The sequence below is a fragment of the Clostridium sp. TW13 genome (genome assembly GCF_024345225.1).
Lineage (GTDB): Bacteria > Bacillota > Clostridia > Clostridiales > Clostridiaceae > Inconstantimicrobium > Inconstantimicrobium mannanitabidum.
Genome location: NZ_BROD01000001.1, coordinates 1,743,369 through 1,755,335 on the forward strand (window position 1 = coordinate 1,743,369; position 11,967 = coordinate 1,755,335).

At 27.8% G+C, this 11,967-nt stretch carries 14 protein-coding genes; 3 read left to right on the top strand and 11 right to left on the bottom strand.

Annotated features, from left to right (window positions below):
• Positions 1-46: 46 nt before the first annotated feature.
• Both OCU47_RS08610 and OCU47_RS08615 read right to left on the bottom strand, forming a co-directional pair.
• Positions 47-439, bottom strand: a complete 393-nt coding sequence (locus tag OCU47_RS08610; RefSeq protein WP_261828191.1) for a cytidine deaminase family protein — start codon at positions 437-439, stop codon at positions 47-49.
• Positions 440-507: 68 nt separating this feature from the next.
• Positions 508-765 carry a TfoX/Sxy family protein gene (locus OCU47_RS08615; RefSeq protein WP_261828192.1) on the bottom strand — a complete coding sequence of 86 codons (258 nt, stop codon included), beginning with the start codon at positions 763-765 and terminating at the stop codon, positions 508-510.
• Between the two features lie 217 nt (positions 766-982).
• On the opposite strand from OCU47_RS08615, the gene OCU47_RS08620 reads away from it, so the two are divergent.
• Positions 983-1,171: a hypothetical protein gene (locus OCU47_RS08620; RefSeq protein ID WP_261828193.1), complete on the top strand. Its 189-nt coding sequence runs from the start codon at positions 983-985 to the stop codon at positions 1,169-1,171.
• Positions 1,172-1,180: 9 nt separating this feature from the next.
• A complete protein-coding gene (locus tag OCU47_RS08625) occupies positions 1,181-1,471 on the top strand; it encodes a hypothetical protein (RefSeq protein WP_261828194.1) in 291 nt (96 codons plus the stop codon).
• Between the two features lie 239 nt (positions 1,472-1,710).
• Here OCU47_RS08625 and OCU47_RS08630 read toward each other — a convergent pair whose 3' ends face one another.
• The 7 genes from OCU47_RS08630 to OCU47_RS08660 form a co-directional block, all read right to left on the bottom strand.
• The gene (locus tag OCU47_RS08630; RefSeq protein WP_261828195.1) at positions 1,711-2,523 is read right to left on the bottom strand and encodes an acyltransferase domain-containing protein; all 813 of its coding nucleotides are present in this window, start codon (positions 2,521-2,523) and stop codon (positions 1,711-1,713) included.
• 125 nt (positions 2,524-2,648) lie between these two features.
• Positions 2,649-3,098 carry an NUDIX hydrolase gene (locus tag OCU47_RS08635; RefSeq protein WP_261828196.1) on the bottom strand — a complete coding sequence of 150 codons (450 nt, stop codon included), beginning with the start codon at positions 3,096-3,098 and terminating at the stop codon, positions 2,649-2,651.
• A 148-nt stretch (positions 3,099-3,246) separates the two neighbouring features.
• Complete coding sequence (locus OCU47_RS08640; protein ID WP_261828197.1) at positions 3,247-3,894, bottom strand: hypothetical protein; 648 nt, start codon at positions 3,892-3,894, stop codon at positions 3,247-3,249.
• Positions 3,887-4,267 carry a sigma-70 family RNA polymerase sigma factor gene (locus OCU47_RS08645; protein ID WP_261828198.1) on the bottom strand — a complete coding sequence of 127 codons (381 nt, stop codon included), beginning with the start codon at positions 4,265-4,267 and terminating at the stop codon, positions 3,887-3,889. Before OCU47_RS08645 ends, OCU47_RS08640 begins: the two co-directional genes overlap by 8 nt.
• A 77-nt stretch (positions 4,268-4,344) precedes the next feature.
• Positions 4,345-4,998, bottom strand: a complete 654-nt coding sequence (locus OCU47_RS08650) for a class I SAM-dependent methyltransferase (protein ID WP_261828199.1) — start codon at positions 4,996-4,998, stop codon at positions 4,345-4,347.
• A 322-nt stretch (positions 4,999-5,320) separates the two neighbouring features.
• Complete coding sequence (locus OCU47_RS08655) at positions 5,321-6,715, bottom strand: L,D-transpeptidase family protein (protein WP_261828200.1); 1,395 nt, start codon at positions 6,713-6,715, stop codon at positions 5,321-5,323.
• 588 nt (positions 6,716-7,303) lie between these two features.
• Entirely contained in the window at positions 7,304-9,364 is a 2,061-nt protein-coding gene (locus tag OCU47_RS08660; protein WP_309297446.1) for a histidine kinase N-terminal 7TM domain-containing protein, read from the bottom strand.
• A 222-nt stretch (positions 9,365-9,586) separates the two neighbouring features.
• Here OCU47_RS08660 and OCU47_RS08665 point away from each other — a divergent pair, with 222 nt between their 5' ends.
• The gene (locus OCU47_RS08665; RefSeq protein ID WP_261830605.1) at positions 9,587-10,483 is read left to right on the top strand and encodes a DMT family transporter; all 897 of its coding nucleotides are present in this window, start codon (positions 9,587-9,589) and stop codon (positions 10,481-10,483) included.
• 103 nt (positions 10,484-10,586) lie between these two features.
• Here OCU47_RS08665 and OCU47_RS08670 read toward each other — a convergent pair whose 3' ends face one another.
• Positions 10,587-11,033, bottom strand: a complete 447-nt coding sequence (locus OCU47_RS08670) for a YhfM domain-containing protein (protein WP_261828202.1) — start codon at positions 11,031-11,033, stop codon at positions 10,587-10,589.
• Between the two features lie 238 nt (positions 11,034-11,271).
• Positions 11,272-11,955, bottom strand: coding sequence for a YjjG family noncanonical pyrimidine nucleotidase (locus tag OCU47_RS08675; RefSeq protein WP_261828203.1), 684 nt, complete (start codon positions 11,953-11,955; stop codon positions 11,272-11,274).
• Positions 11,956-11,967: the final 12 nt, after the last annotated feature.

Genomic DNA, 11,967 nt, shown 5'->3' on the forward strand with positions numbered 1-11,967 from the left:
TCCATTTATATATTAGAATTTAACTACTGCTATCTTATTAATAAGGTTATTTATATCTTGGGTATTCTGGAAGTAAGTCAATTAGTCTGCTTGTCCTTCCTTCATTATCAAGTAACATTTCAATATTTTCTGCATCTTTTCCAAGGTGCATCATAAATTCTCTGCATGCTCCACAAGAAGGAATCACTTTTCCATCCTTATAGACAGAAACTACTTTAACTACTTCATTTTCTCCTTGAGTAAGCATTGTTGATAAAGCATTTTTCTCAGCGCACATTCCCAATGAACCATTTGTATCAATACAAATACCTGTATAGATGTTGCCTTTTTTTGTTAGCACAGCTGAAGCAACACTTCCAACCCACATAGCATTTGATACTTCATGAGGGTTTATTACCTTCATAGCCTCTTTATAAAGTTTTTCCCATATTAATTCCATAATTTCCTCCATATTATCTATTGATAAATAATTATATATATTTCTAAATTTTAAACCTTTAACACAAATTAAATCTTATGACAATTATAAAAATCTTTTAAGTCTGCTTTAAATTCTTGCGGCAATTCTGTTTTCTTAACACCTTGAATTGCACCTTCTAAAGCTAGAAGCCTATGAATGCATGCAGAAGCATCAATTTCTTGTATTCTGAGCCAAGCTTGTTTTGCACCAGTATCTTTTAACTCATCATAAGTAAATATACCTACTTCATTCAACTGTCTTTCAACTTCTTTTCCTATGTTAGGTAACTTTGATAATTCCCCCATAATAAGCCTCCTTTCAAATTACTATTTATTCAATTATATACCAAACAACTTTATAAATACAAATATTTAACAAGGAAGTTTGCTTTGTAGTAAATTGATTTATGTATAACGAGTGTTAAATATTTGAAAATTTACAATCGTATGATATATAATTAATTAGACCACTATATGAACTGTAGACTATAGTAGTTCAAATAAACTATTAGGAGTAGCGAACATGGATAATATAATAATTCAAAAATTATCTTTTGATGATTGTGAAATTTGGCTTAATCTTGCTCATGAAGCAGATAAAATAGTTCAAAATCTAATTGAAGATTTAAACATTTTCTATGAAGGTTTTGATTTATACATGAATTCAAAAATACAAAAAAATGAAGCATACATGGCAATTAATGATAATTGAAAACAATGTATGGGAATAGTTGCTTTTTCACGAACTTATAATAGAATAACCTTCTTGGGAGTATTTGAAGCATTTGATTTTGTAAGAGTAGGATCAAAGTTAGTTGATTTTTCATTAAAGCAATTGGATTGCTCAAAACATATTACAGTAAATGTATTGAAAGGAGATATAGAACCTCTACAAAAAGAAAAACTTCTTTATGAAACTTTTGGATTTATAGAATATGACAACTCTATTTTTGAGGCAGGTGTCCCTGCTTGTATGTTAAGGTTATCTCCAAACAATGAAGTGAAAAATTAACAATATCTTTTTAAATTTAATTTGCAATACTCTAAAAGCATACTATCAGCACAGCTCTTTAACATAGCTTAAGAAAAAAGCAACCACAAGATATTTATTTAAATCTATCTTGTAATTGCTATAAATAATTTATCAATATTCGTTGATTTTTACTTCAACTATGCTGAGAAGTAAAAATCATTCCCAATTGTTTAATAAAGATAACTCCAAGCAATGAGGAAAGTTCTAGATATAGTCTATTATTTTAACTTCATAATGCCAAAAGCTTCTCCAACCTTGCCACCAGATAATAAATATTTTTTCATATTTATTTGTAGTGTAGTATTCTCTGGAAGTTCATTCAGTGGATAATCTTTTCTTTTATATACCCATTCTAAAAATTCATCTTCATCTTCATTACATGATAGAATCCTAAACCTTTTCTGGAATCTCAGTATGTTTGAATTTGCTGTCAAAAGTTTTTTTAATGCAGGACTTAGCAACCATGAAAAACATGTCCATTCACATTTAGCGTAAGCAGGAAATTTTGCTTCAATTAGCTTTTTTGCCTCACTTAATGATTCATCACATTTTTCTTGAGTAATATCTGCATCAGATGGAATATGCAATTTTACTGTCTTTTCCCCATCCATAATCCCAAGCTCATATTCTAGTTGCCCTATTCTAAGCAACTGCAACGAAATCTGTCTTGTAGTCCACCAATCACGATCAAATGCATAGTATCCATAACTTTCATAATGCTCATTTATGAACCTAGTAAAACATTTCATGGTATCTGTAAATATTTTATCACTTATTCCAAGCTGTTCATATTTTGCATAACATTCAGCTGCACAATAAAGCATACATGACAATATCTTGACGCCATCTTCATCTTCTCCCAGAATATTTTTTATTTCTAGTCTACCCTCTTCTCTTGTATTTCTATCTTGAAATTTAGTGATACTCTTCTGAATAATAGAATAATTAAAATTCTTATCAAATTTAATTACTTCCTTTGTGATATGCTCCTGAAGATTAATAATTTTACATACTTCGTTTACATTCATCATTAATATTCCTGCCTTATTTTATAAATTATTATTTTTACAGATTGTTTAACTAGCATATAACTCTTTTAATACTTAAATATATGTTTATATAAAAATATATAAATATTTATAGTAAAAATGCTTGTTTAAACATTAAAATATTTATCTAAAAGTATTCTATGACTATTAGGTATATTGTTAGGTAAATCTTTGTAGCCAAAAAATTTTAATTCTTTAGTTTCAAAATTATCAATACTTAACTCTCCACTAAAATTTTTAGTTACATATCCTATAGTTATAAAGTAGGCTTTATCCTCATTGGGAAAATGTATATAACAATTTTCTCCTGATGTCGTTCCAAATAAGATTAAATCTTTAATATCCAATCCAGTTTCTTCTTTTGTTTCTCGGATTGCAGTCTCTTCAAGAGCTTCACCTAACTCTGTAATGCCTCCAATTAATCCCCACTTAAATGGATATGTTCCCCTTCTTTGAAGCAAAACTTGATTATTTTCATTTATTATTAATACATTTACTCCTGTAAGATTTATTACATCATGACCAATTTTATCACGTAAGTATTTTACATAGTTCATTTGTAGTTAGATCCTCCTTTATAAACTGCTTTTCTCCGAATTGGCAGAGTTTATCTTATTATAGTATATATCTACTAAATAATTTTACATATAAAAAAATATACTTTTTTCTTGTTTTATTATCTAGCCTTTGGATATTAATGTGATTTTATTTTGATACTATACCTGAATAATTACCATTGCTATCTGACTTAATATTTATTGTATTACTGCCAAGCTTACTATCATTTTTATATGCCTCAATAGTAAGAGTACAATTAGGAATGCTACTATTGCTCTTCTCACTTATAGGTGTCCAGTAAATAGTCTCCCCTGATTTAATTTCTAAAGTACTTCCTTTATTAGTGACTATTGGATTAGCCCATAGCAAAAATTCTCCATCTGTAACTGTTAGTTTAATGATTTCTGCTTTATCGCAAGTTATTCTTAATGGAAACCCTGGCACATTGCTCATTATTGGATTGTATCTTCCAATAACAAACTCTACATTGGGTTTTATTTCTACAGAAGTTTCAGTATTCGCAAAGGTAGTAATTTCAAAGCCATTAAATAGTGAAAGTGCAGCATTTTGTTTTATCCCTTGCTTTGCAGTATTATTACTCTGAAAGAAAGGGATACCAATGAATGTAACTAGAGTGAAAGCACAAACAGCCAGCATAGTTATAACTATTGGTTTAAAAGTAAAAGCTCGCAAATTATTGTGGGAATTGTCCTGATCAATATTGTTAATAATTTTTCTTTTAAACTCTTCATCAACTTTTATTTCATTCATTCCGTCGATATATTTATTATTCATTATCAAAACCTCCAATCATTTTTCTTTTAAGGAGTTCTCTTGCTCTCTTCATTTGCGTACGTACTGTTGTTTCTTTTCTGTCTAACAATTTAGCAATTTCAGCTGTACTATAATTTTCAAAGTAATATAGATATACAACACTACGATATTTTTCAGGAAGCTCTAAGACTAAAGATACAACCTCTCTATTTTCAGTATTCTCTATTGCCAGAGTAACTGCACTCGTGCAACAGAACCTTTTTTTCCAAAAACTTCGCATAAAATCTTTACACTCATTAATGGTCACTCTTATAATCCATGCTTTTTCGTGTTCAGAATTAGTAAAAGTATTATTCTGTTTGAAAACTTTAACAAAGACATAAGGGAACTTCATTCTAAAAGTTCCCTTCAAAAATCTTTATTATAAAATATATCTATAAAGCCTTATCATAAAATATCACTTTGCACTTGTTATTTCACTACTTTAATTAGAGTAGCCTTATTCCATCTTCTTTCCACTGAAACATTGCTAAAACCTGCATCGGAAAGTAAAGCAAGTTCAGTATCTAATGCAAGTGGAACATCAATATGAATGCTTCCAAAAGGAAGTTGCTTTTTTTCATATATGTCCATCGCATTATTTAATAAGTTAATTTCAGTATCTTTGTCATTACAAACAGTATCACCATTTATAAAGCAGGCATTTGGTTTTAAACACTTATATATTTTTTTATAAAGTTCAGTTTTTTGCTGTACTGTAAAGTGATGTAGAGAGTAAGTGGAAAGCACAAGATCAAAATTATTATCAGCAAAGGAAACATCAAAATATGAGTTACAGATAGTATTTAATGTTACCTTAGAAGATAGTTCCTTTTTCTTTAACTCTTCCAACATTCCAGATGAAATATCAATTGCAGTAACTGTTGCTGAATGCTTAATTCTTTCTATTTCAAGTCCTGTCCCACATCCAAGAACTAAAATGCTTTTTGGTTCTCCACAGATATTAATTTGTTTTTCTATCTCGTCATAGAACTCACACATACCAAGATCTTCATAAAAATTCCTGTCATAATCTGAAGCACATTTATCGAAATGAACATTCATATTTTCAACTTCAAACCCCATTATATTACCACCTTTTTATAATTATTCTATAGCTTAAATAAAATTCATGTATAGATGCTTTTCTAACTGATTCTAGAATTAGAATAATAAGATATTCATAAATTTATATAGCTTTATAATAACAAAACTTACATATAATAGTCAAACTTTCAATATATTCTCTAAGAAATCCCTATAAAAGAATCAACTACAAAATAATTATGCTTTTATTGCATATAAATAAAGACGATAAACATTAATATTTTAAATGTTTATCGCCTTTACTGATATATCAAAATAAAAATACTATATTAGGTCAATCATACAATAATAAACTATATTTCTACTCTTCATAACAAATAATGGGTGTTCCATCTTCTATATTATCAAAAATTTTTTTAGCTAAATATAATGGAGCATTTACACATCCATGACTTCCATTACTCTTATAAATCTCTCCACCAAAAGAATATCTCCAGCTTGCATCATGTATTCCAATATTTCCGTTAAAAGGCATCCAATAAGTTACTCCAGTTTCATAATTGGCTCCTCTTAACGTTGATCCTTTTTGTTTATAATTGAGCATGTAAACTCCAATCTTGGTAGAATTGCCTCTGCTAGGATTCCCTGTTACTACATCACCTTGAGTTATAAGTTTTCCATCTTTATAAAACCATAAGTGCTGCTCTGTTATATTAATTTCTACATAAGTATTTCCTATATCATCTTCATCCCTAGATGAAGCTTTTTGAGTATATATAGGTTCTTTTTTAAGTATTTCACCAAGTTTTATATTTTTTAATAATGCTTTTGATTCACTAGCACAATTAATTTTCCAACCATAAAAACCACCCTGAACTTCTATTGTTTTACCTGTAGATGCTTTTATCTTTCTTGAAATCCCAACTGTATCGTATTTTTTACTAAGTCCTACCACATATTGAAAAACTGCTTTCTCATTTATTATTGCTTGTAAATTTTTATCAACACTAATCCACTGATTTATTATATTTCCATCTAATATTTCATTTTTGCTTCCAAATATATAAGTGATTTTTGCTTTCACATACTTATTTAGTAAGTTCTTAGTTTCAGAAGTTTTATCAGAATTTAAAGTGTACTTTGGATTTTCGTAACAAAGATTTTCATTTAAATCTAGTTTTGTTTGCCCTTTTAATATGCTCATCTCTATGGCGGTATTTAATTTATCTTTATATATTTTATTTCCATACACTTCTTTAATCACTTCATAGGAACCATTTGAATACTTAAAGCTTACGTTTTGAGATTCTACAATAGCTCTATTTAAACAATTCAACTCAGCTATCTTATTTTCTAGAATATCTTTATTATAAACATATAAATCGTCTATATAATATCTTTGCTGCTCTACTAAAAAGTCTATCCATTTAAAGGAATTTTGCCTTTTATAAATCTTAGAAATGCTATTTTTTTTATTGTATTGCATTTCTATATCTTGTCCTATTATTTTTTCTGTTTCTCCATTTCTTTCAACTAACTGTAATTCGTATCCTTTAACATAATTTTCAATTATTTCATCTGCTTCCTTATGTGATTTTAATGAAACATTCACTCCATTTATTACCGTATTAAAAAAGAAATGATTAGCAAAATATATAGAAGTAAGTAAATATATTAGAATAATTGATGCTATTGAAATAATAATATTTACTACAACTTGATTGTTAAAAAACTTTTTTATGTTTATACCCCTCATATTAATTTGTACCTTTCACCAAAAATATATTTTACTAAAATATAGTATCTAATTAATAATATGTTTATATTTATGATTTTAAAACTTAACGTATAGATACTAATCGAAAATTTCTCAAGGATATTCATTACAAATTTATACTATTGATAATCCCCCATTAATATATAGAATTTTTAGTAAATAAACAATACTTTAAGATTTAGTTCACTGGTGCAAGAAATATAGTCATAAGAAGTATTTCTTTAGATAATCAGGCCTGCGTTTGTCGTGCGTTTATAATGGATTCATCTATACTTGGAAAGGAAAATAGTAATCTTAGGTTGAAAAAAGAAGCAGCTACAAGATAGTAAATTTAATCTATCTTGTAGCTGCTATATTCATATGCTTAGATAATATTATGTTATCAAGTTCAACTAGATTCAGGTGAGGTTTGATTCCCATCTGAATCTAGTTGAACTTATCCAGGAGCTAGCATCCGTAACACTCCAACTTAAAGAAGTTGGAGTGTTACGGATGCTAGCTATCGGATAAATTTCTTTATGTATAATAAGAATTTACTGAATATCTAAACTAATTCTAATATATAGATTATACATTAGAATTAGTTAAAACTTTTTTACTTTTCACTATATTCTTATATTTATACATACGTTTATCAGCAATTTTTATTAATTGATCAAATTTAATTCCATCTGTTGCAGAGTTAGCAAGTCCATAACTATAGCTACAGACAAATTTGTAATCTTCAAAAATTATTGGATTTTTCTTGAAGAGTTTAATAAGTTCTTCAAATCTATTGGTTAAATTTTGTACATCTATATTAAAGAAAACCCCAACAAATTCATCTCCACCAAATCTTCCTATAATATCAGCATCTTTAGCTAATCCCTTTAATCCCTTTGCAAATCTCTTAATCAATTCATCTCCAGCTAAATGACCGTAATTGTCATTAATAATTTTCAGATCATTTACATCCATAACAGCTAAAACAAAATCTTTTTTACTTGAATCATCATTATAGATATTATCAACTATATTTTGAAAAGAACTTCTATTATATACGTTAGTTAATTTATCATATCTAGATAAATAGATGATTTCTTCATAAAGTTTATGCTTAGCAATAGCAATAGAAACCTGATTGCTCATGTATTCCATTAACTCCAAATCCCCTTCGCTAAAGTAATTATTATATATACTATCAATGTTTAAGAAACCATATAACTCACCATCTATAATAATTGGTGAACTAGTACAAGATTTTATTTTTTCCCCTTCTACAGTATCTAATATACTTATACTTTCCATTTTATCAAGGTCATTAATAATAACTGTTTTAGTTATATTTTCTCCACTACTTTCCCATGCAAAGTGATTCTCAAGTTTTAGCGTAAATGCTTTAATCTTTTCTAAATCATAACCTTTAGATGCAACTATTTTCAAATTTTTATCTTGCCCTAAAAATAATATGGAACCACAAATTCGTTCATCAATACAATTAATAACTTCATCTAAAATAAATTGTAGAAAATCATTAATATTAGAAATTTCATTAAATGAATAACTTATCTTTAGCATTGCTTCTTTCAGCTTTAATAACTTACTTATTTTCTCTTCATTCTTTTTTTCTTCTGAAACATCATTTAAAATCAGTATTTTTCCGATAGCAGCATCATTTTTTTCATATATATTGTTAATATTCATCTTATAATATTTTAATTCATCTTTATTCCTTATACTTATTAGACTTTCATTACAGGAAGGACTATTTATAGCATTTAGTACTTCTTTATTTTCCATCAAAACCTCATCAATTTTTTTTCCACAAGATTCGAGATGATTCAATTCTGAGATAATACCTTTTGATGAATTGTTGAAATCAACTATGTTATTTTCAGAATCTAAGATTATAACCCCATCTAACATATTAGAAAAGACTTTTTCTAATGCTATGGGGGTAAGTTTTAATAACCTAAATCTCAATATAGCAAAGCTAGAAATTATTCCTGAAATAGAAAATGTAAGTGGACATAAATCTATATGAAAGTTTATAAATCCAAGCATATAAACAATATCTGAAATCCAAGGAATTATCCAAGCTACTATTATAAATAATAACTGCTTCTTTATAATTGATACCGCTTTAGAATAAGCTAGCATTAAAACTATTAATCCAATAAGCATTATTGAATACGTATAGCCAATATTTACCCAATACCAAGGCCCTTTTACTATTTCAACAATTGGGAAAATACCAGTATTATTCATAGTTAACTTTTTATAAAACAGATGATGAAAATCATTTGTATAATTTAGGATTAATGTAGTAGCAGGTATAATATATAGTAGAATCAAAGTACTCTTTTTTAATTTCTCTTTATACCCAGTAAAATTAAGTGCAAATATTAACCATACTACAGGTAAAAATGATATTCCTAGATATTCTACCTTAATCCAGAACTTTACCTTTGCAAGGCTTGTACATAATATTTCAAATGAATATCCAAATGCATAAATTAATACAGGAAGCAAAGATATAGAAACATATCTCTTATTTCTTTTCCATGAAAAATAACCTAAATAAAGTAGTGTAAATGCTGATACCAATAGGAGCAAGCTAAAGAAATTGTTTACGTTCAAAAATATCACCTCGCATACCTATTATACTAAACATTTGTTAAAATATATATAAAACCAGTTTAATTTGTATATTATAATCTTAATTGGAAATCTGCAACTAATTGCTAAAACAGTAAAATCTTCATTTAAATACTAATGCTGCTCTTCAAGTAATATTTCATCTATCCATTATGATACGCTTACGCTATAATAGTGTATAAATATAAACTACCAAGTAAGGAGATGATTGAACTGAATAATAAAAGATTAGGAGCTAATATGCTCTTACTACTTACTGCCGCTATATGGGGTTTTGCATTTGTTGCCCAAAGAGTTGTTACAGGAGCTATAGGAGCTTTTACTTTTAACGGAATAAGATTTGGTCTCGGCAGTCTTTCTCTTATCCCATTGATAATTTATTTTGAGAAAAAGAAGAAATCGACTTGTAATGACAAGCAGACTAATGAAGTCAATTATAAGAAAAGAATTTTACCTGGTATATTGATTGGAACTATTTTGTATGCTGGTTCAGCATTGCAGCAGGTAGGAATCATATACACAACTGCTGGTAAGGCAAGTTTTATAACAGGACTTTATATGGTTCTTGTGCCGATAATAGGACTATTTCTAGGACATAAAATTGGTAAAAGTTCATGGATTGGAGTTGGACTAGCTGTTATTGGACTTTACCTCTTAAGTGTAAATGGAGATTTTAGCATAGGTTATGGAGACTTGCTTGAAGTTATAGGAGCTGTATTTTGGGCTATACATATACTATCAATAGATTATTTTTCTGATAAGATAGAGCCTTTGAAATTATCATGTATTCAATTTGCAACCTGTTCTGTGCTAAGCTTAATAACTGCTTTAATCTTTGAGCAAATTACTATAATTGGTATATCAAATGCTATAGTTCCAATTCTTTATGGTGGTCTCTTATCTGTTGGTGTAGCCTATACTCTTCAAGTTGTAGCTCAAAAGAATGCAAAGCCATCTCATGCAGCTATTATTTTAAGCATGGAATCTGTATTTGGTGCTATAGGTGGTGCCATAATACTTGGAGAAACTATGAGTACTAAAGGCTATATTGGTTGTATTCTTATACTAGCAGGAATATTGTTATCGCAGATTACACCTTCTTCAAAATAATAATTCATATAAAGTTAAAACAGGTATTCTAATACTGTGATATAGTATTAGAATACCTGTTTTTATTCTTAAATATTGAAAGTTTCAGTATAAAATTAATTCATTAGAGTTCTCCTAACTTCTTTCCAGTAAGTGTTTCAAATAATTTTGCTGATTTCTTTTCGTCCAATTGAATGTATTTAGCTTTGTTATCAATTACAAGTTCAACCTTATCTTTATTGGGACTCACCCATACTTCATAGTTTATATCACTTGCTTCATTATTATCCTTTGCGAAATGAAATTTGTATAGTGGTGGGTATGCCATATTTACTTGTGCATTTTTCCAACTAACACTCTCAAGAATATCTTTTATATCTTGTACTTTTTTACTATCTTTGATTTCACTATAATATTCATAGTTATTTTTTGTTCCAGTTCGTTTTTCAACTATGATTTTATTTCCTGAGTTTATGATTTTATTTTCTGAATTTTTCATTTCTTTTGTACAACCTACTATTAAAGTTGAAAATATTATAATAAAGATTATGATGATTTTATTATTTTTCAAGTTTATCTCTCCTATTCTAAACATCCTTTCTACATATACGAGATGATCTTTAGTATAGTTCAGATAAATATAATAAAAAATTCATTATCAAATTTCTATATAAGTATCATTCTTAAGTTTCATAATCTGTAACTACTCTTATCTCTCTAACTTTGGTAATAAATTCTGATATTACAATATGCTTAATCACGTTTTCACCTTCTATATAAACAAAAATTTCCAATCATCATAGTTAGTATTAAAGTAAATATAGTAACTCTCTTAAATCTTTAATCTCATAATTAGGTTTTAATTCAGTTAAATTTTTATTTTCATATGCATTATACCAGCAGGTAGAAATACCATAATTAACTCCACCCTTAATATCTGTACTTAACGAATCCCCAACAATTAAAATTTTATCTTTATCAACATGTCCAATTTTATTAAAAGTATAATTAAAAATACCTGCATCTGGTTTTTTATAGCCTGTTTCTTCTGAAGTAATTATATGCTTAATATATTTTTTCAAAACTGAATTATTGATTCTTGAGTTTTGAACATCCTTGATTCCGTTAGTTAAAATTACAACTTTATATTTTTCAGAAAGATAGCTGCACACTTCTTCTGCTCCATCAATTAAATATATCCCAGCTGCAAGTAAGGATAAATATTTTTTGCTGAACTCATGTAAATCCAATATTACATCATAATTTTCAAAAAGTTGTTTAAATCTTTCAATTCTCATATATTGAGAACTAATCCTACCACTTTCATACTCTATCCAAATTTGTTTATTTATTTCTCTATATTTTTTTAATTGTTTTTCTTCATTATATTCAAAATTAAAGTACTTAAATGTTTTTTCTAGAGCTTGAGCTTCTGCTTTATCATAATCAAACAATGTGCCATCAGCATCAAATAAAATCACTTCGTAATCCATTATCTTTCCTCC